Raw genomic sequence first — 18,995 nt, 5'->3', positions numbered from 1 at the left:
TCCAAGGCCGGACGCAAACCCTGTGTAGGAGCGGCCCCGACGATCTTTGCATTAACGCTGAAATCCTGGGGCCGCTACGCGGCCCTTTCGCGGCGCAAGGCCGCTCCTACAGGACGCAGGTACTAGTCGAAGGTGCGTCCGGCACGCCAGTAGCCCATCAGCGTCAGGCTTTCCCTCGGCAATCCGCGTTCCTTGATCAGATGCCGGCGGATATCCATGACGGTCCCCGATTCCCCGGCGATCCAGGCATGGAAGTCGCCATGCTCGCCGCTGGCCTGTTCCCACAGGATACGCTCGTCTATATCCACGTCCTCCAGCTCGACCGTCGACGCACCGCGCACCGCCGGCAGGCTGGCCAGCTCGCGCACGGCGTGCTGCATGCCCTGGCCGTGCTCGCTGCGCAGCAGGTCGCGCGGCAGCCAGTGCAGGCGGGTGGCCGGGCTGTGGCGCAGGTCGAGGCAGTCGGCCTCCAGCGGCACTTCGATGAATGCCTCCACCAGCAATTCCGGCGCGCTCGCGGCCAACTGCTCGAGGATGCCGGCGATGGCCGGCAGGGCGGTTTCATCACCGATCAGCAGGATGCGCCGGGCACTGTGCGGTGGTTTCCACTCGTAGCCGCCGGGGTCATCGCTATAGGCAAGGTTGGGGGCGACCATCTGCAGGCGGTCACCCGGGCGGGCGTGGGTGGCCCAGGCCGAGGCCGGGCCATTGACGCCGTGCAGGACGAAGTCCACATCCACCTCGAGGGCATCGCGGCGCAGGGCGCGAATGGTGTACGTGCGCATGGGTGGCATGTCCTGCGCTGCCAGCTCGCGCCGGGCCTGTTGCCATTGCTCGTGCTTGGGCAGGCTCGGAGGCGCTCCGGCGGGCGTCGGGAATAGCAACTTGACGCGTTGGTCGGGGGCCAGGGTGGTCATCTGCGCCACGTCCTCGCCGGTGAAGATGAAGCGGCTCAGCGAAGGACTCAAGGGTTCGATGGCCTTGAGGTCGAGGTCGAAGACCCGGTAGGGCGTGGCCTTGACCGGTTGGGTCAGGCGATCGAGCAGGGAGGTCATGGCTATGCCTCTGTCAGCGGGAGATACCCAACAGACGAGCGCGCCGGTTGGTTAATTAGAAGGCTAAATTTCCCCGGTCCGCCTACGTCCTAGCTTGGATAGAAGTCGCGGCACGCGAAGACGGATTGAGGCGCAATGACAATTTCCCGACGAGGATTCATCGCTGGCCTGGCTGTGGCGGGCGCCACAGGCACGGCGGCCTATTACGCGCACAAGCAACTGACCCACGACCCTGAAGACGATATCGTCACGCCCGGCGAAGCCAGCGTGGAGCTGGCCGACTATGCCGGGCAGGTCCTAGCGGACCAGCTGCGCGGCGTTTGGGAGATTCGCTTCGACGGTGCCGAGCGTGGCCTGGACGGCCTGCCCGTGCAGGGGGTCGAGATGTTCCTCGACGTTGCCACCAAGGGCCGTGGCCTGCGCGGATATGTCGATACCGGCGAGGGGCTGCGTGGCGTCGCGGAGCCTGCCTACCGTGTGCTCGGTGACCTGGTCGGTGCCAGCAGCGCCGAGGTGCGTTGGCGCCTGGTCAACCAGCACGGCGGGCCGGGTTATGAGTGCGTGGCCAGCCTCGACGAGGTCTGGGCCGAGTTTGCCAACGCCGGCAGCGGTACGTTGAGCGGCCGCGTGCAGCGCCTGGACCGGCCACTGACCCTGCCGCTGCCTGACAGCCGTTTTGTCGCGGTCAAGCGGCTGTTCCCCGAGGCCCGCGAGCGTCTGCCGTATACCCCCGAAATGCGCGAGTGGGTGATCGGCGCTGAACATCGCCTGTTCCACCAGCTCTGGCACGCCACCCGCGACAAATGGCACAAGCTGCCGGAGAAAAAGCAGGATGCCCTGCGTGGCCTGGGCTGGCAGCCGGGGCCACGGGACCGTGAGCGCGATGCCCGTGGCCCGCGCAAGCACCGCAATGGCTCCGGTATCGATTTCCTGTTCATGCACCGGCACATGTTGATGTATGCCCGCACCTTGCAGGACCTGCCTTCCTGGCAGCGCTTCCCGCTGCCGCAGCCGAGCGTCGAGTTCGATCGGGCAGGTTTCGCCCGCTACTTCGACAACCACGACGGCTGCTGTGTGCCGCCAGGCTGGCAGGCCCCGGGCGATGACGCCTATGGGCAGTGGGTCGGGGCGATCAAGGCAGGGGAAACCTATTGCAGCAATTTCCAGGTGTGGGAGTCGCAGTACCAGGACCCGGTGTACCTGTCGAAACTGACCCTGGGCGCCTTTGGCTCGGAACTGGAGATGAACCTGCACGACTGGCTGCACATGTGCTGGGCATCGGTGCCGCGCGACCCCAACAATGGCGCACCGGTACCGTTCGCCCGCGACCAGGCGGATTTCGCCGCGCGCTGGTTCGAGCCTGAGAACGACTTCCTCGGTGATCCGTTCTCATCCCATGTGCACCCAGTGTTCTGGGGCTTCCATGGTTGGATCGACGACCGCATCGACGACTGGTTCCGCGCCCATGAGCGCCACCACCCCGGTCAGGTGCGACGTCTGGAAGTCAATGGCGTGCCGTGGTTCGCCCCGGGGCGCTGGGTGGAGGTCGACGATCCGTGGCTGGGCCCGGATACCCATGGTTGCAGCACGCAGCCAGGCATGCGCCTGGGCAAGTCGGTGGAGATGGATGTGGAGACCATGAAGCTGGCCTTGCGCATCACCTTCGGCGCCGACGACAAGATCGAAAACCTGTTGCGCAAGGTGCCGCAACGGCCTTGGTATGCGCGGCACCTGTCAATGAAGAATATTGTCTCCTGAAGCGCCCCTGTAGGAGCGGGCTTGCCCCGCGAAAGCGCCAGACCTGAAAGCATCGTTGTCTGGTCTGGCGCTTTCGCGGGGCAAGCCCGCTCCTACAGGTTTTGCGGCGCCTGCCAGCCTCCGCCCAGTGCCTTGTACAACGCCACGCTCCCGCGCAACTGCTCCAGGCGCAGCTGCGCCTGCTGGTCCTGGGCCAGGTACAGCGTGCGCTGGGTCTCGAGTACGGTGAGCAGGGTCTCGGCACCGGCGGCGTAGCGTTGCTGGGCCAGGTCGAAGGCGATGCGCGCCTGTTCCACTTCCTGGTCCTGCCAGCGGCGCTGGCGCTCCACGCCGGCGATGGCATTCAGGGCTTTCTCCACATCCGAGAACCCGGCCAGGATGCTGGCGCGGTACAGCTCCAGCAGCTCCTGCTGTTCGGCACTGGCCACGTCCCGGGCGGCACTCAGCCGACCGTTGTTGAAGATCGGCGCGGTGAGCCCGGCGGTGAGGGTGTAGTAGGGGCTGTCGAAGATGTTGGGCAAGGTCCGGGCGCCACTGCCCAGGTCCGCTCCCAGTATCAGGCGCGGCAGCATCGCCGCCCGGGCCACCTGGATATTGGCGCTGGCCGCCGCCAGGCGGGCCTCGGCGGCGGCGATGTCCGGGCGGCGGCCGAGCAGTTCGCTGGGCACGCCGCTGCCGATGGCCGGCCACTGCACGTTGCCGATGGTTTCGCGGGTGGCGGGCAGCGCCTGCACCGGATCGCCCAGTAGGGTGGCAAGGACGATGCGATTGTCCTGGCGGCGCTGTTCGAGCAGCGGCAGCTGGCGCTCCTGGGCGGCTACCAGGCTGCGCTGCTGGGCCAGTTCCAGGCGGGTGGCCGAGCCCGAGCGTTCGCGGGCTTCGACCAGGCCCAGCACATCGCGGGCGTTGTCCAGGTTCAAGCGGGCGATGCGCAGTTGCTCGTCGAATGCCAGGCCCTGCAGGTAGCTGTCGGCCACGGCGCTGACCAGGGTCAGTTCCACGGTCTGGCGGTCGAAGCGGCTGGCGTCGAGGCTGCGCAGGGCGCTGTCGCGGGTGGCGCGCAGGCCGCCCCAGAAGTCAATCTCGTAGCTGGCGCTCAGGCGGGTGCCGAACGAGGTGCTGGTGCGTTCGCTGCTGCTGGCGTCGAGCTGGCTGTTGCCGTCGCCGCGCAACAGGCGCTGGCGGCTGCCGTTCAGACCCAGCTTCACCTCGGGCAACAGCGGTGCACCGGCGATCACCGCGCTGGCCTGCGCTTTGCGCACCCGCGCGGCGGCCGCCGCCAGGTCGTGACTGTTCAGGCGGGCGCGTTCGACCAGACGGTCCAGCTCGGCGCTGGCAAAGGCGCGCCACCATTGGCTGTCGGGCAGGGACTGGGCCGTGGTTGGCCCTTGCCAGGCGGGGGGTGTGTCGATGTTCGCCGCCGGTGGGGGCGGGCTGCTGCAGGCGGCCAGGCAAAGGCTCAGGGTCAACAGGCTGATGCGGCTGGGGATCGTCATGAACTATTCGCTGGTAAGGGCCTTGACCGGGTCGAGGCGGGCGGCCTTGCGGGCCGGCATGAAACCGAACACCACGCCGGTGATCACGGCGCAGGCGAAGGCGCCGAGGATGGCGGGCAGGGCGAAGGCCACGGCGATGTCGGCCAGCAGCAGGCTGGCGCCGATGGCCAGGGCCAGGACAATGCCGGTCACCCCGCCGACCATCGACAGCATCACCGCCTCGGTGAGGAACTGGCGCAGGATGTCGCGCTGGCGTGCGCCGGTGGCCATGCGGATGCCGATCTCGCGGGTGCGTTCGCGCACGGTCATGAGCATGATGTTCATCACGCCGATGCCGCCGACCAGCAGCGAGATCGCGGCGATCGCCCCGAGCATCAGCGACAGGCTGTTCTGGGTGCGGGCCTCGGCCTGGATCAGTGCGGCGTCGTTGGTCAGGACGAAATCGTACTTGCCCTGGTGACGCTGCAACATGAGGCGTTCGATCGCCTGCTCGGTTTCCTTCACGCGGCTGGAATCCTGGGCGGCGATGGTGACGTACTCCGGATCGCGGCTGCCAAACAGGCGGATGGAGGCGGCGGAGTAGGGCACCACCACGCGCTCGTCGCTGTCTTCGCTGCCGGAGCTGGCGCCCTTGCCCTGAAGCACACCGATCACCTGGAACGGCACGTTGCCGATCAGCAGGTACTGACCGAGCGGGTTGCTCCCCACACCAAACATCTTCTCGCGCACCTTCTGGCCGATCACGGCCACGGCGGCGGCGTTGGCTTCGTCGGCCTCGCTGTAGAAGCTGCCTTCGACCACCGGCCAGTTGAAGATCTCGGGGAACCCGGTGTTGTTGCCGCCGACATAGAACTGCTCGCCCTTGTTGCCGTGGCGCACCATGAGCTTGTCGCCGATGACCGGCATGACGCGCTTGACCTGCGGCAGTTCGCCGATGGCGTCGACATCGTCGAGGGTGACGATGCCCATCAGTTCCTCGGAGGAGTGCTTGCCGTTGAGGTAGAGGATGTTCGAGCCGAAGGCGGCCATCTGCGCCATGACCTGGCGCTTGCTGCCTTCGCCGACCGCCAGCATCACCACTACCGAGGCCACCCCGATGATGATGCCGAGCAGGGTAAGGGCGGTACGGAAGCGGTTGATCCACATCACCCGCCAGGCGGCCTGCAGGGACTCGACCAGCTCGCCCTTCCAGGCGCCGCGCTGGGTGGCGCCGAAGTCCAGGCGCTGGCGCAGGTCGTCGGCCTGCAGCTGTCGGGGCGGTGCATCGACCGAGGACGGGGTGGCCGAATCGCTGACCACCTCGCCGTCGCGCACCTCGATGATCCGCTGGGCGCGGGCCGCGACTTCACGGTCATGGGTGATGAGGATGATCACATGGCCCTGGCTGGCCAGTTCGTCGAGCAGGGTCATCACCTCGGCGCCGCTTTGGCTGTCGAGTGCGCCGGTGGGCTCGTCGGCGAGGATGATGTGCCCGCCGTTCATCAGCGCGCGGGCGATCGACACCCGCTGCTGCTGGCCGCCGGACAACTGGTGCGGACGGTTGCCGGTGCGGCTGGCCAGGCCCAGGCGCTCGAGCAGGGCGTGGGCGCGGGCATGGCGTTCGGCGGGCTGAGTGCCGGCGTAGATGGCCGGCATCTCGACGTTCTCCTGGGCCGAGCCGGAGGGGATCAGGTGATAGCCCTGGAACACGAAGCCGAAGGCTTCGCGGCGCAGCCAGGCCAGCTCGTCGCTGTCCAGCTCGGCCACGTCCCGACCGGCAAAGCGGTAGCTGCCCGAGGTGGGGCGGTCGAGGCAGCCGAGGATGTTCATCAGGGTCGACTTGCCGGAGCCCGAGGCGCCGACGATGGCGACGAATTCTCCGGGGTGGATGCTCAGGCTGATGCCGCGCAGCACCTCGACCCTGGGCGAATCGACACCGCCGTAGACCTTGCGGATGTCGCACAGCTCGATCAGGGGCGTGGACATATCAACCCCCACTGGCGGCGGGTAGGCCGATGACCAGGCGCTCACCTTCGTTCAGGCCCTCGAGGATCTGCACCCGCAGGCGGTCACTCAAGCCGGTGCGCACCTGGCGCGCCTCGATCTGGCCCTTGTTGTTCAGCACCTGTGCCAGACGCACGCCGTCGCCAGGGGTGTCGTCGAGCGCGGCCAGGGGCGCGCTGAGCACCTGGCTGGCCTGGCCGGCGACGAAGAACACCTGGGTGGTCATCTCCGCCATCAGGGCACCGTCGGGGTTGTCCACGTCCAGCAGCACGGTGTACTGGACCACCTTGGTGCCAGTGGTGCCGGCCGTGGCGCTGGCCGGGCTGCCCCCGCCCTGGCTGGATTGGTCCAGCGGCTTGGGTGGCACCGGCAGGATCTGCCGGACGGTGCTGGTCCAGCGCCGCTTGCCGCCGGCCAGGGTGTTGAAGTAGGCGGTCATGCCCGGTTTGACCTTGCCGATGTCGGCTTCGGACACCTGGGCCCATACGGTCATCGGCGACAGCTTGGCGATGCGCAGGATTAACGGTGTCTGCTGCTGGGCGTTGAGGGTCTGGCCCTCGCGGGCGTCCACCGCCACCACGGTGCCGCTCATGGGCGCATAGATCCGCGTGTAGCCCAGCTCCGCTTCGTCGCTGCGAAGGCTGGCCTGGGCCTGGCGGATCTGCGCCAGGTACATGTCGATGCGGGCCTGGGTCACCTTCAACTGCGCCGCGGCCGTTTGCAGGTCTTCCTGGCGGCTGGCGCCGGTGGCGGCCAGATCCTGCTGGCGCTTGTACTGCTGCTGGGCGAGCAGGTACTGCGCCCGTTGTTCGGCCAGCTGGGCCTTGAGGTTCTCGATCGAGAAGCGTCCGGCATCGAGCTTGGCTTGTTGTGTTGACGGATCGATTTCAACCAGCAGTTGGCCCTGACGCACCTCGTCGCCGGCTTCCACATGCAGCTTGCGGATCTGCCCCGAGGCCTGGGCGCCGACATCGACATAGCGGCGTGGTTGCAGGGTGCCCAGGGCAGTGACGCTGCTCTCGATATCGGCGCGGGTCACTGGCACGGTGCTGACCGGTGCGCCGCCCAGAGGCAGGGCCTGCCAGGCCACCAGGCTGCCGAGGCCGGCCAGGCCCAAGGCGCCGATCAGCACTCGGCGGCGGGTATTGGATGTGCGTGTCATGCGGGCTTCCAGCCGGAGATAGTGGCCGAGTGCCGCGACGGGGCATGCGCTCGGGGGTCCCAGTTAAACGAATGATCTTGATGACGATTTAGCGCAGCGCGGGGGTGGTCTGCGTGTTGCTGCGAATAATTATAATTTGTAAGATCGCACGCTGACATCATCCAGAACACTGCCCCTGACTACCAACGCTTGAGCAGGGAGACGCCAGGTGCCGTCGTGGAACATTACTATCGCGAATTGGTGAGCTTCCTGTCCGCCCGACTCGGTAATCGCCAGGCGGCCGAAGACGTCGCCCACGATGCCTACATCCGGGTGTTGGAGCGCACGGAGGGCGAGCATATCGAGCATCCACGCGCCTTCCTTTATCGCACGGCCATGAATCTCGTGGTCGATCATCATCGTCGACATCTGGTGCGTCAGGCCGAGCCGCTGGAGGTACTGGACAGCGATGAGCGCTGGCATACCCCTGCTCTGACGCAGAGCATGCAGCTCGACCAGCGCCTGGCGCTGATGCAGCAAGCCCTGGGCGAACTGAGCGGGCCTTGCCGCGACAGCTTCCTGCTGCGCAAGCTCGATGGCCTGTCGCATCAGCAGATCGCCGAGCGCCTGGGTATTTCCCGCAGCCTGGTGGAAAAGCATATTGTCAATGCCATGAAGCATTGCCGCGTGCGCATGCGCCAGTGGGAGTCCTGAGCGAGCCGTCCGTGGAATGTGAAAATTCCGTGAGTTGGCGACTTGATTTCTCCCGGGTTCACGACAACTATCAATAAAGACCCCCCGCTCAGGCGTCCCGTCTGACGTTGCCGTTGCCGGCGCAGTATGGTCATGGAGCCACCGTCACCACCCAACTGCCCAGGTTCGGACGATGCCTAACAAATCCATGCGCATCCTCATCGCCGATGAGCACCCCGGCCAGCGCCTGCAGCTGGAGAAGATGCTCAATGGCCTGGGTTATTACCGGATCGCCCCGGTGGAGAGTTTCGACGACCTGCAGCGCCTGGTGCACAGTGCCCTGGAACCCTTCAACCTGCTGGTGGGCAACATCGAGCTGGCCAGCCATGCCGGGGTCGACCTGGCGCGTTTTTGCCGGGTCAGCTCGCAGATCCAGCACGCGCTGCTGTACCACTCGCCACACCTGAAAGTGCCCGCTGTACCGCCCAACGATCGCCACGCCGTCAGCATCAGCCTGCCCCATGCCCCCGACAGCGAGGCACTGGAATCCTTCATGGCAATCATCGATATGCCGGTGCTGGTCGGGCAGTTGCCGCTGCCGCCGGGGCTGGCGGGGGCGTCGAACCATGCCCGGCGGCGCACCAACCTCGCGCAGACGGTGTTCTGTCGTAACCCCTGAGCAGGGGGTGGATTTGCTATCCTCTGGCCTTTTGCCTCGTTGCGGAAGCTGCCATGACTGCCATCGATACCACCCGCCCGCCACGGTTCAGCCGTCGCGATCACCGGACCCTGGGGCTGGCCGCGCTGGGTGGCGCCCTGGAAATCTACGATTTCATCATCTTCGTGTTCTTCGCGCTGACCCTCAGCCAGCTGTTCTTCCCGCCTGAAATGCCGGAGTGGCTGCGCCTGCTGCAGAGCTTCGGGATCTTCGTCACCGGCTACCTGGCCAGGCCGCTGGGTGGCATCCTCATGGCCCATTTCGCCGACCACCTGGGGCGCAAGCGGGTGTTCAGCCTGAGCATCCTGATGATGGCGCTGCCGTGCCTGCTGATCGGGGTGATGCCGACCTACGCCGACATTGGCTACGCCGCGCCGCTGATCCTGCTGGCCCTGCGCATCCTGCAGGGTGCGGCGGTTGGCGGTGAGGTACCCAGCGCCTGGACCTTCGTCGCCGAACATGCGCCGTCTGGTCGTCGCGGTTATGCGCTGGGCTTCCTGCAGGCCGGGCTGACCTTCGGCTACCTGCTCGGTGCGCTGACCGCGACCTTGCTGGCGCAGCTGTTCACGCCCCAGGAGATCCTCGATTACGCCTGGCGCTATCCTTTCCTGCTTGGCGGCGTGTTTGGCGTGATCGGTGTCTGGCTGCGTCGCTGGCTGAGTGAAACCCCGGTGTTCCTGGCCCTGCGGGCGCAGCAGGAGCAACCGGTGGCCTTCCCCCTGCGACGGGTGCTGGGCACTCATCGACGGGCCTTGATTCCAGCGGCGCTGCTGACCTGTGTGCTGACCTCGGCGGTAGTGGTGCTGGTGGTGATTACCCCGACCGTGATGCAACAGCGGTTCGGCATGACAGCCGGGCACACCTTCGCCCTGAGCAGCGTGGGTATCGTCTTCCTCAATATTGGCTGCGTGCTGGCCGGCTTGCTGGTGGACCGTATCGGTGCCTGGCGGGCGCTGATGCTCTACTGCCTGCTGCTGCCGTTGGGCATCGGCGCCTTGTACGCCAGCCTGGTGGGCCAGTGGGGGCAGCTCTGGGCGGCCTATGCATTGGCTGGCCTGTCCTGTGGCGTGGTAGGGGTGGTGCCGTCGGTGATGGTCGGGCTGTTCCCGGCCGAGATCCGGGTGTCGGGCATCTCCTTCACCTACAACGTCGCCTACGCCCTGTGGGCCAGCACCACGCCGCTGGCGCTGATTGCCCTGATGCCCTGGAGCCCATGGGTGTGTGTCGGTTTTTGTCTGGTCATGGGCATGGTCGGATTGCTGACGGCGCTCTATTTCGGACGCCGCGAGCCGTTGGAGTTCGCTGCGCAGCCGCTGGCGCTCATGTGCGGTGACAAATGAGGCGGTAATGACTGCTGGGCAGTGAGGCAGACTTCCGGGTGGGGGTTATTAAAATAACCTATTGGCCAAGAATAACCTTAAAGGTTAATTTCTCATGGAAAAGAGAACGCCGCACTGCCCGCTGGAAAGGGTGCGAATGTTGATGAGCCAGGGCCGGGTCAGGCCCACCCGGACAGCTATCCAGGACTGTGATGCGCTCGGGCTGAGCCCTCGCCAGATGCTTGAAGTCGTTCGAGGCTTGTCGGCACACGATTTCTACAAAAGCATGACGACCTATCACGATCATCGGATCTGGCAGGATGTCTATCGTCCCCGAACCGTCTTTGGCGATCTCTACATCAAGCTGACGGTGGTCGATGACGTGCTGATCGTGTCATTCAAGGAGCGTTGAAATGAAGTGTCCCGTGTGTGGTGGTGCTGAGCTGGTCGCCCAGGCTCAGGACATGCCTTATCGATACAATGGCCATTCGACGGTGATCCGCGATGTCTTCGGCGATTATTGCCCTGTTTGCGGCGAGGCGATGCTGAGCATGGCTGAAGCTGAGCGCCTCGGTGATCTGATGCTGGCCTTCAAGCGACAGGTCAATGCCGCCGCTGTCGACCCTGCCTTCATTGCCAGCGTTCGGCGCAAATTCGACCTCGATCAGCGTGAGGCGGGCGAAATCTTTGGCGGCGGGGTCAATGCCTTTTCCCGTTACGAGAACGGCAAGACCCAACCACCGGTCGCACTGATCAAGCTGTTCAAGCTCCTGGATCGTCATCCGGAACTGTTCGAGGAAGTCAGGACTGCCTGATGCGTCCAGGCAGTCAACAGGTCCTACAGGCAGGGTAGGGATTTTGAGCGTCGGCAGCTCTGCACCCCTACAGCGCCTTCGAGGTTGTGCACGTAATTTCGACTGATCGTTGACGGACCCTTCCGTTCATACAGTCAGGAGAAATATGCATGTCCAGTTTCAACATCACCTGGATGACGCGGGCCCAGCTGCCTGCGTTTCCGCCACAGATGAGCTTTTCGGCTGCCAATCCCGCCAGCACGAAACCGGATGATCAGGCCAGGACTCCGGTTATCCGCTGGGGCCGTAGCCTGGCCTGCGTGCTGGAGTCCCGTCACCACCACGACCAGGCCTGGGTGGTAGTCTACGGTGATGGCAAGCAATTGACCGGCGTACACCCGCTGCATGACTTTCGCCATATCAGCCGTATCCAGCTGGCCGCCAACAGCCATGCCGTACTGTTGACCGACAGTGCGCAGCGCCAGCAAACGGTCGAATTCATCCAGCTGAAGGCACTGGATGGCAGTGGTGGTGCCGGGGACCCCGTGAACGGCCTACCCAGCGGTATCCCGTTCATGCTTACCAATGGTCGTGATTACCTGATGGCGGACGAGGAGGGCGTGTGCCTCGCCGTGAACCCGGATCCCAAGGCCATGCAATGGCTCTACAGGGACGGGCAACTGGTCAATGTCACCACCGGGCAGGCCTTGGGGCTCGGGATCTGCGGCAAGGCGAGCGCAGCCTCGGGGGATCGCTGGCGGCTGTCTTCCAAGGGTGAGCTTCTCTATGGCGATGGCACCCGTACCTTGTGCAGTGCTCCGATTTCGGGTGAGGTCTGGCTGCAGCGACGAAGCGAGGCGCTGCCTTCCGACGCCTGGCGGGTGCAACTGCCCCAGCTCCCCCGCCGGGGGCAGGCGCCGAGCATGGTCGTAGACAAACTGAGCGTGTGCCTCGCTGTCTCTGCCGACTACAGTGCCGGAACAGGCGATACCCTTTCGTTCTCGATCAATGGCAGCGAGCACCGCCAGCCGCTGGCCGGCGACTTCGAGCGAGGGGCGCACTTCAAGGTCGAGGTCGACCTGGCCAAGATGTTCCAGCGCAGCGTGATCTATGCCGATGAGCTGCGCTCGGTCGAGATCTACCAGGCCAGTGCCGGGGGGTACGGTCCGGCCTGGAAGATGCAGTCGCTGGACCTGAAGGTCAATGACCAGCTGAACAACCGCGTGGTAGGGAGCGACAACCGCTGGATCGAGGCCAGGGACGGCGTGGCATGGCAAGGCCGGGTGAACTGGCTGGACTGGCGCAAGGCCGATATCTCGGCGCCCCTGGACTTTGCCGGCTACACCTACCCGGTGCAGTTGCAGCAATGGCTGATCGATGTGCTGAAATGGCGCAGCTATCAGCCTGAAACCCTCGATGGCGTCTGCCAGCTGATCGGCGAGGAGCGCGGCCAGATACTGGCGTATGAGCTCAAGAGCGGCAGACTGACCTATCTGCGCCCCAATACTGCCCAGGATGCCTACACCTGGGTCTATACCCCGCAGAAAAGCATTCTGGTCAAATTCTGGGACCAGTCCCTGGACCGTACGCGCTATACCCGGCACAGCCAGCTTGGCGGTGGCCAGCCGGTGGTGTGCGCCGGAGAAATGCGCATCGACCGCAAGACCACCAGCAATGCGGTGAGCGACATCCTTGGTCTGGTCAATGATGCCTCCGGACACTACAAGCCCGATGGCGGGCAGTGCCTGGGGCATGTCCTGGAACGGCTCGAACAACTGGGGCTGGACACCACGCACACCGTGGTTTCGTACAAGGGATAGCGACCATGAAAAAGCCCCCGGGTCTCACGACCAGGGGGCTTTTGCTTGCCGCCAGGGCAGGGCTTACATGTTCGGGTAGTTCGGCCCGCCGGCGCCTTCAGGGGTGACCCAGGTGATGTTCTGGGCCGGATCCTTGATGTCGCAGGTCTTGCAGTGCACGCAGTTCTGCGCGTTGATCTGGAAGCGCTTGTTGCCGTCTTCCTGGGTGACCACTTCGTACACGCCGGCCGGGCAGTAGCGCTGTGCCGGTTCGTCGTACAGCGGCAGGTTGCTGGCGATCGGGATGTTCGGGTCGGTCAGCTTCAGGTGGCAGGGTTGTTCCTCTTCATGGTTGGTGCTGGAGAGGAATACCGAGCTGAGCTTGTCGAAGCTGAGCTTGCCGTCCGGTTTCGGGTAGTCGATCTTCTGCGAGTCCGCCGCGAGCTTGAGGCAGGCGTAGTCCGGCTTGGTGTCATGCAGGGTGAACGGCAGCTTGCCGCCGAACCAGTTCTGGTCGATGTAGTTGAACGCACCACCGAGCAACGGGCCGAACTTGTGCAGCGCCGGGCCGAAGTTGCGGCTGGCGAACAGCTCTTCATGCAGCCAGCTGGCCTTGAAGGCGCTGACATAGCCGTTGAGCTGGTCACCGCCTTCGCTGCCGGCGATCAATGCGTCGGCCACGGCTTCGGCGGCGAGCATGCCGGACTTCATCGCGGTGTGGCTGCCCTTGATCTTGGAGAAGTTCAGGGTGCCCAGGTCGCAGCCGATCAGCGCGCCGCCATTGAAGACCATCTTCGGCAGCGAGTTCAGGCCGCCCTTGCAGATGGCGCGGGCGCCGTAGCTGATGCGCTTGCCGCCTTCGAGGTACTGGGCCATCACCGGGTGGTGCTTCAGGCGCTGGAACTCGTCGAACGGTGACAGGTACGCGTTGGAGTAGGACAGGTCGACGATCAGGCCGACCACCACCTGGTTGTTTTCCAGGTGATAAAGGAAGGAGCCGCCGGTGTTCTCGGCGCTCATCACGTCCAGCGGCCAGCCGGCGGTATGCACCACCAGGCCCTGCTCGTGCTTGGCCGGGTCGATTTCCCAGATTTCCTTGAGACCGATGCCGTAGTGCTGGACGTCGGACTCGTTGTCCAGGTCGAAGCGCTTGATCAGCTGCTTGCCGATATGGCCACGGCAGCCTTCGGCGAACAGGGTGTACTTGGCGCGCAGCTCCATGCCCGGGGTGTACAGGCCTTCTTTTGGCTGGCCTTCGCGGTCGACACCCAGGTCGCCGGTGACGATGCCACGCACCACGCCGTTTTCATCGAACAGTGCCTCTTGCGCGGCGAAGCCCGGGTAGATCTCGACGCCCAGGTTCTCGGCCTGCTGGGCCAGCCAGCGGCACAGGTTGCCCAGGGAGATGATGTAGTTGCCGTGGTTGTGCATGGTCTTGGGCACGAACAGGTCGGGGACCTTGGTCGAGCTGTCGGCACTTTTCAGCACATAGATGTCGTCGCGCTTCACTTCGGTGTTCAGCGGCGCGCCGAGTTCTTTCCAGTCGGGGAACAGTTCGTTCAGGGCGCGTGGTTCGAACACCGCGCCGGAGAGGATGTGGGCGCCGACTTCGGAGCCTTTCTCGACCACGCAGACGCTGATCTCGCTACCGGCTTCGGCGGCCTTCTGCTTCAGGCGGCAGGCGGCGGACAGGCCCGCCGGGCCTGCGCCGACGATGACCACGTCGAATTCCATGTATTCGCGTTCCACAGGTTCTCTCCTACTCAAGGCTCATCGCGTTGCTTGTCTTTTATGGGTGTTCACGGTCACGTGCGGCGTGCAGAGGCTGTAGCTTCGCAGGTGATGGACTACACCGTTTTGTCTTGGCCGCGCATTATATCTACACCACTTGGCGGGTCCAATACAAACGTTTGTTTGAATTTGCCGGAGGCCCGTAGAATCGCAGGTAGGCGGCTGGAGGCTGGCCAATTTGCCGTATTGACCGGATTGGGTGTTACGGTCAAGATACGAGCGCTTTCGCGTTCGCCGTAGGCTGACCGTCGGGCGCAGGTGCACCCCTAAAGACCAGGCGTGGAGCAGGGTTTACGGGCCGAATCAGGTTTTGTAGTGGAGTCTACACGCCACGACAGAAAATGACCCGCGGGTTTTGTCCCTGAAGGTCGCAACAAGACTGATCGGTCAACTGAACTTTGTCGGCGTCGGAACGTTTTTAGAGGTGCCCTTGTACCCACGCGCATTCGCCGGGCAGTCCCCAGGCGATCTTCTTTTCACCGGAGAGTAACGAGGAATCCATGAAGGTTCTTGTAGCTGTCAAACGAGTGGTCGACTACAACGTCAAGGTTCGCGTCAAGGCGGACAACTCCGGCGTCGACCTTGCAAACGTCAAGATGTCCATGAACCCCTTCTGCGAAATCGCCGTGGAAGAAGCCGTCCGCCTGAAAGAGAAGGGCGTGGCGAGCGAAATCGTCGTTGTCTCCATCGGCCCGACCGCCGCCCAGGAGCAACTGCGTACCGCCCTGGCCCTGGGCGCCGACCGTGCCATCCTGGTCGAGGCCGCTGACGAACTGAACTCCCTGGCCGTGGCCAAGGCGCTGAAAGCCGTTGTCGACAAGGAGCAGCCGCAGCTGGTCATCCTCGGCAAGCAGGCCATCGACAGCGACAACAACCAGACCGGCCAGATGCTGGCCGCGCTGACCGGCTTCGCCCAGGGCACCTTCGCCTCCAAGGTCGAAGTCGCCGGCGAAAAGGTCAACGTCACCCGTGAAATCGATGGCGGCCTGCAGACCGTTGCGCTGAATCTGCCAGCCATCGTCACCACCGACCTGCGCCTGAACGAGCCGCGCTACGCGTCGCTGCCGAACATCATGAAGGCCAAGAAGAAGCCGCTGGAGACCATCACTCCAGACGCGCTGGGCGTGTCCATCGCCTCCACCAACAAGACCCTCAAGGTCGAAGCGCCTGCCGCCCGCAGCGCCGGTATCAAGGTCAAGTCGGTGGCCGAACTGGTCGAGAAGCTGAAGAACGAAGCGAAGGTAATCTAAATGACTATCCTGGTTGTCGCTGAACACGAGAACGGTGCCGTAGCCCCGGCCACCCTGAACACTGTCGCCGCTGCCGCCAAGATCGGTGGTGATATCCACGTGCTGGTCGCCGGCCAGAACGTCGGTGGCGTCGCCGAGTCCGCCGCCAAGATCGCCGGCGTGGCCAAGGTGCTGGTCGCCGATAACGCCGCCTACGCCCATGCCCTGCCGGAAAACGTCGCGCCGCTGCTGGTCGAGCTGGCCAAGGGTTACAGCCACGTGCTGGCCCCGGCCACCACCAATGGCAAGAACATCCTGCCGCGCGTTGCCGCGCTGCTGGACGTCGACCAGATCTCCGAGATCATCGCCGTTGAATCCGCCGACACTTTCAAGCGTCCGATCTATGCCGGTAACGCCATTGCCACCGTGCAATCGAGCGCTGCGGTCAAGGTCATCACCGTGCGTACCACCGGCTTCGACGCCGTGGCCGCCGAAGGTGGTTCGGCCGCTGTCGAAGCCGTCGCTGCCGCCCACGACGCCGGCAAGTCGGCCTTCGTTGGCGAAGAGCTGGCCAAGTCCGACCGTCCTGAGCTGACCGCCGCCAAGATCGTCGTTTCCGGTGGTCGCGGCATGGGCAACGGTGACAACTTCAAGCACCTGTACGCCCTGGCCGACAAGCTCGGCGCCGCCGTCGGCGCCTCGCGCGCCGCGGTCGACGCAGGCTTCGTGCCGAACGACATGCAGGTCGGCCAGACCGGCAAGATCGTCGCGCCACAGCTGTACATCGCCGTCGGTATCTCCGGCGCGATCCAGCACCTGGCCGGCATGAAGGACTCGAAAGTGATCGTCGCGATCAACAAGGACGAGGAGGCGCCGATCTTCCAGGTCGCCGACTACGGCCTGGTCGCCGATCTGTTCGAAGCGGTTCCGGAGCTGGAAAAGCTGGTCTGATCCGCCTGCTTCACTTATAAAGAACCCGGCCCGCCCTTGGCGGTCCGGGTTTTTTCATGGATTTTTTCAGGGGCGGGGAGAGGTTGCATGGCGTTTCGCTGGAGCAAGGGAGGGCTGGCCTGCGTGCTGGCGCTGCTGTCGACGCAGGCCTTGGCGCTGGGCAAGTGCGAGCGTCTGGTGGCCACCGGCAGCCCGGATGCGCCGCCGTACTCCTGGCAGGATCCGCAAGACCCGAAACACCTGATCGGCGCCAATGTCGACCTGCTGCGCCAGGTGGCTGCCGAGCTTGGGGTGAAGGTCGAGGTGCTGCACGCCGGCAAGCGCGAGCAGGCTCTGGAGGAGGTGCGCAGCGGGCGCATGGACCTGTTGCTCGACACGCCGATGCAGGTCACCCAGCTGACCAGTCTGGATTACATCCATCCGGCCTTGCAGCTCAACGAATACCTGGTCTGGACCCGCCATGACGCCACCCTGGTGTTCGATGGCCCGGCTGACCTTGCCCAGTACCGCGGCGCCCTGTCCGAGAAGGCCCGCCTGACCCCGGCCTTCGATGCCTTTGCCAGGACCCAGCTCAAGCTGGAGCCGGCGCAGAACCTGACGCAGGCCTTCCAGAAACTGGTGCTCGGCCAGGTCGACTATGTGCTGGCTGGGCGCTACTCGGGCATGGCCATGGCGCAGAGCCTGGGCGTGGGCAACGACCTCATCGCCCGGGGTTTGCCGGTGGATCGTCCGGGGCTGTACCTGGCGGTCTCGCACAACTCGGCGTGTAACGACAGCTGGTTGCGCGGACAACTGGCGAAAAAACTGACAGAATTGCCGATCTCCGGGGCGAGCGAAGCTGTGCTGCAGCGCAATGTCGAGCGTTGGAAGGCGCAGATGCAGGCGTCGCAGGGTGCCCCCAAACAGTAGGAAGCGTGAGTGAGAATCCAACCCTTGATGCTTGCCCTGGCCGTGCTCGGCCTGGTCGGCTGTGCCAACGACCCGGCACCCAATGAACAGCTGCGCCTGTCGGAACAGGCCTTGGAGCAGGCCAAGGCGGTCGGCGCCAATGAGCAGGTGCCGGAGTTCAAGTTGGCCGAAGACAAGCTGGCCCGGGCCAAGAGCAACATGCTCGGCGAAAGCCACCGCGATGCGCGCATGCGCGCCGAGCAGGCCGAGCTCGATGCGCGCCTGGCCGAGGCGCGGGTACTGAACCAGAAGAGCGAGGAGCAGCTGCAGGCGATGCAGTCGCGGATCAAGCGCCTGCGTAAGCAACTGGAGGTGCAGCCATGAAGTCTCTCAAGCCCATGGCGGCCCTGGCCTTGCTGGCCCTGGTCGGTCTGCAGGGCTGCGCCAGCCAGCGCAGCGAGTCGGCACTGGACGATGCCAGTGCTGCGTTCCAGAAGGTCAAGGACGATTCCGACGTGCTGCGTAGCGCGCCTCGCGATGTGATCCGCGCCGGCGAGTCGTTGGCGCGTGCGGAGCGCCTGGCGGGCTATGTCGGCACCGGCAGCGATGTTCGTCATTACGCCTACCTGAGTCAGCGCTACAGCGAGATTGCCAGCGAGCATGCCAAGCTGGCGTTGAACCAGGAGCGCCTGGCCAAGCTCGACCTGGAGCGCCAGCGCCTGCAGTTGGCGCTGCGCGAGGCCAAGCTGGCCAGCGTCCAGCAGCAGGGCAAGTTCGTCGAAGCGCAGATTGTCGCGCTGGCGTCGGAGCAGACCGATCGCGGTCTGGTCATGACCCTGGGCGATGTGCTGTTCGATACCGGCCAGGCTGATCTGAAGAACTCGGCCAGCCGTACTGTATTGAAGCTGGTGCAGTTCCTTCAGCTCAATCCACGGCGCGTGGTGCGGATCGAGGGTTATACCGATAGCACCGGTGCGGCGGAGGAGAACCTGAAACTGTCCCGTGATCGTGCGCAGTCGGTGGCCGATATGCTGGTTGATCTGGGGGTGGACGAGAAGCGGATCCAGGTCGAGGGTTATGGTGACCAGTACCCGGTTGAGGCCAATGCTTCGGAGCGGGGCAGGGCGCAGAATCGTCGGGTCGAGATCGTCTTCTCCGATGACAAGGGTAAACTCGCGCCAGCGCGTTGAATTCTGTTTTGATTTCGAGCAAGCCCGTTCCTGCAAGAAGTTATACATAACTTGTAGAAGCGGGCTTGCACACGATAGGGTTCATCCAGCCAATTCATAGTCAGTCGGCTAACTACCACTTCGCATTTCTTGATCTGATCTTGATCTTGATCTTGCTGTTGCTTCTAAGTGCGCAATAGTTCAGGTGCCG

At 64.6% G+C, this 18,995-nt stretch carries 17 protein-coding genes; 12 read left to right on the top strand and 5 right to left on the bottom strand.

Features of this window, described 5'->3' with window-relative positions:
- Positions 1-122: 122 nt before the first annotated feature.
- On the bottom strand, positions 123-1,055 hold the full coding sequence (locus NMG10_RS02530; protein ID WP_234561765.1) for a siderophore-interacting protein: 933 nt from the start codon (positions 1,053-1,055) through the stop codon (positions 123-125).
- Positions 1,056-1,190: 135 nt separating this feature from the next.
- Here NMG10_RS02530 and NMG10_RS02525 point away from each other — a divergent pair, with 135 nt between their 5' ends.
- Complete coding sequence (locus NMG10_RS02525; protein WP_232856750.1) at positions 1,191-2,813, top strand: twin-arginine translocation signal domain-containing protein; 1,623 nt, start codon at positions 1,191-1,193, stop codon at positions 2,811-2,813.
- A 92-nt stretch (positions 2,814-2,905) separates the two neighbouring features.
- Here the strand turns inward: NMG10_RS02525 and NMG10_RS02520 are convergent, their stop codons facing one another.
- From NMG10_RS02520 to NMG10_RS02510, 3 genes are read right to left on the bottom strand one after another with little or no spacing between them, the layout of a single operon-like run.
- Positions 2,906-4,309, bottom strand: a complete 1,404-nt coding sequence (locus NMG10_RS02520; RefSeq protein WP_234561767.1) for an efflux transporter outer membrane subunit — start codon at positions 4,307-4,309, stop codon at positions 2,906-2,908.
- A gap of 3 nt (positions 4,310-4,312) precedes the next feature.
- A complete protein-coding gene (locus tag NMG10_RS02515; protein ID WP_203651795.1) occupies positions 4,313-6,274 on the bottom strand; it encodes a MacB family efflux pump subunit in 1,962 nt (653 codons plus the stop codon).
- A 1-nt stretch (position 6,275) separates the two neighbouring features.
- Positions 6,276-7,454 (bottom strand): efflux RND transporter periplasmic adaptor subunit, encoded by a 1,179-nt coding sequence (locus NMG10_RS02510; RefSeq protein ID WP_254463785.1) that lies wholly within the window; start codon positions 7,452-7,454, stop codon positions 6,276-6,278.
- A gap of 216 nt (positions 7,455-7,670) precedes the next feature.
- On the opposite strand from NMG10_RS02510, the gene NMG10_RS02505 reads away from it, so the two are divergent.
- The 6 genes from NMG10_RS02505 to NMG10_RS02480 all read left to right on the top strand — a co-directional run bounded on the left by NMG10_RS02505 (position 7,671) and on the right by NMG10_RS02480 (position 12,777).
- Positions 7,671-8,147, top strand: a complete 477-nt coding sequence (locus NMG10_RS02505) for a sigma-70 family RNA polymerase sigma factor (protein WP_186732870.1) — start codon at positions 7,671-7,673, stop codon at positions 8,145-8,147.
- A 172-nt stretch (positions 8,148-8,319) separates the two neighbouring features.
- Entirely contained in the window at positions 8,320-8,805 is a 486-nt protein-coding gene (locus NMG10_RS02500; protein ID WP_232856744.1) for a histidine kinase, read from the top strand.
- A gap of 53 nt (positions 8,806-8,858) precedes the next feature.
- Positions 8,859-10,184: an MFS transporter gene (locus NMG10_RS02495; RefSeq protein ID WP_232856743.1), complete on the top strand. Its 1,326-nt coding sequence runs from the start codon at positions 8,859-8,861 to the stop codon at positions 10,182-10,184.
- 94 nt (positions 10,185-10,278) lie between these two features.
- Positions 10,279-10,575: a type II toxin-antitoxin system MqsR family toxin gene (locus NMG10_RS02490; RefSeq protein ID WP_203651799.1), complete on the top strand. Its 297-nt coding sequence runs from the start codon at positions 10,279-10,281 to the stop codon at positions 10,573-10,575.
- Between the two features lies 1 nt (position 10,576).
- Positions 10,577-10,978, top strand: coding sequence for a type II toxin-antitoxin system MqsA family antitoxin (locus tag NMG10_RS02485; protein WP_254463783.1), 402 nt, complete (start codon positions 10,577-10,579; stop codon positions 10,976-10,978).
- A 149-nt stretch (positions 10,979-11,127) separates the two neighbouring features.
- Positions 11,128-12,777 carry a hypothetical protein gene (locus tag NMG10_RS02480; protein ID WP_254463781.1) on the top strand — a complete coding sequence of 550 codons (1,650 nt, stop codon included), beginning with the start codon at positions 11,128-11,130 and terminating at the stop codon, positions 12,775-12,777.
- A gap of 63 nt (positions 12,778-12,840) precedes the next feature.
- Here NMG10_RS02480 and NMG10_RS02475 read toward each other — a convergent pair whose 3' ends face one another.
- Positions 12,841-14,505: an electron transfer flavoprotein-ubiquinone oxidoreductase gene (locus NMG10_RS02475; protein ID WP_203651802.1), complete on the bottom strand. Its 1,665-nt coding sequence runs from the start codon at positions 14,503-14,505 to the stop codon at positions 12,841-12,843.
- Positions 14,506-15,047: 542 nt separating this feature from the next.
- Between NMG10_RS02475 and NMG10_RS02470 the strand changes: the two genes are divergently transcribed.
- From NMG10_RS02470 to NMG10_RS02450, 5 genes are all read left to right on the top strand, one after another.
- A complete protein-coding gene (locus NMG10_RS02470) occupies positions 15,048-15,797 on the top strand; it encodes an electron transfer flavoprotein subunit beta/FixA family protein (protein ID WP_254463779.1) in 750 nt (249 codons plus the stop codon).
- Entirely contained in the window at positions 15,798-16,727 is a 930-nt protein-coding gene (locus NMG10_RS02465; protein ID WP_028692906.1) for an electron transfer flavoprotein subunit alpha/FixB family protein, read from the top strand. It begins immediately after the preceding gene.
- Positions 16,728-16,814: 87 nt separating this feature from the next.
- Complete coding sequence (locus NMG10_RS02460; protein ID WP_254463777.1) at positions 16,815-17,636, top strand: ABC transporter substrate-binding protein; 822 nt, start codon at positions 16,815-16,817, stop codon at positions 17,634-17,636.
- Positions 17,637-17,645: 9 nt separating this feature from the next.
- Positions 17,646-17,999, top strand: a complete 354-nt coding sequence (locus tag NMG10_RS02455; protein WP_203651804.1) for a DUF4398 domain-containing protein — start codon at positions 17,646-17,648, stop codon at positions 17,997-17,999.
- A complete protein-coding gene (locus NMG10_RS02450) occupies positions 17,996-18,805 on the top strand; it encodes an OmpA family protein (RefSeq protein WP_203651805.1) in 810 nt (269 codons plus the stop codon). The genes NMG10_RS02455 and NMG10_RS02450 overlap by 4 nt, the downstream gene beginning before the upstream one ends.
- The last annotated feature ends 190 nt before the right edge of the window (positions 18,806-18,995 follow it).

Source organism: Pseudomonas sp. DVZ6 (assembly GCF_024259445.1).
GTDB lineage: Bacteria > Pseudomonadota > Gammaproteobacteria > Pseudomonadales > Pseudomonadaceae > Aquipseudomonas > Aquipseudomonas peradeniyensis.
The sequence above is the reverse complement of the archived record's forward strand: the minus strand, read 5'-3'. Positions and strand labels throughout refer to the sequence as shown.

Bases quoted from the DNA above. Each gene is read 5' to 3' on its own strand.
- NMG10_RS02530 (WP_234561765.1), bottom strand. From the start codon at position 1,055: ATGACCTCCCTGCTCGATCGCCTGACCCAACCGGTCAAGGCCACGCCC.
- NMG10_RS02525 (WP_232856750.1), top strand. From the start codon at position 1,191: ATGACAATTTCCCGACGAGGATTCATCGCTGGCCTGGCTGTGGCGGGC.
- NMG10_RS02520 (WP_234561767.1), bottom strand. From the start codon at position 4,309: ATGACGATCCCCAGCCGCATCAGCCTGTTGACCCTGAGCCTTTGCCTG.
- NMG10_RS02515 (WP_203651795.1), bottom strand. From the start codon at position 6,274: ATGTCCACGCCCCTGATCGAGCTGTGCGACATCCGCAAGGTCTACGGC.
- NMG10_RS02510 (WP_254463785.1), bottom strand. From the start codon at position 7,454: ATGACACGCACATCCAATACCCGCCGCCGAGTGCTGATCGGCGCCTTG.
- NMG10_RS02500 (WP_232856744.1), top strand. From the start codon at position 8,320: ATGCCTAACAAATCCATGCGCATCCTCATCGCCGATGAGCACCCCGGC.
- NMG10_RS02495 (WP_232856743.1), top strand. From the start codon at position 8,859: ATGACTGCCATCGATACCACCCGCCCGCCACGGTTCAGCCGTCGCGAT.
- NMG10_RS02490 (WP_203651799.1), top strand. From the start codon at position 10,279: ATGGAAAAGAGAACGCCGCACTGCCCGCTGGAAAGGGTGCGAATGTTG.
- NMG10_RS02485 (WP_254463783.1), top strand. From the start codon at position 10,577: ATGAAGTGTCCCGTGTGTGGTGGTGCTGAGCTGGTCGCCCAGGCTCAG.
- NMG10_RS02480 (WP_254463781.1), top strand. From the start codon at position 11,128: ATGTCCAGTTTCAACATCACCTGGATGACGCGGGCCCAGCTGCCTGCG.
- NMG10_RS02470 (WP_254463779.1), top strand. From the start codon at position 15,048: ATGAAGGTTCTTGTAGCTGTCAAACGAGTGGTCGACTACAACGTCAAG.
- NMG10_RS02465 (WP_028692906.1), top strand. From the start codon at position 15,798: ATGACTATCCTGGTTGTCGCTGAACACGAGAACGGTGCCGTAGCCCCG.
- NMG10_RS02460 (WP_254463777.1), top strand. From the start codon at position 16,815: ATGGCGTTTCGCTGGAGCAAGGGAGGGCTGGCCTGCGTGCTGGCGCTG.
- NMG10_RS02450 (WP_203651805.1), top strand. From the start codon at position 17,996: ATGAAGTCTCTCAAGCCCATGGCGGCCCTGGCCTTGCTGGCCCTGGTC.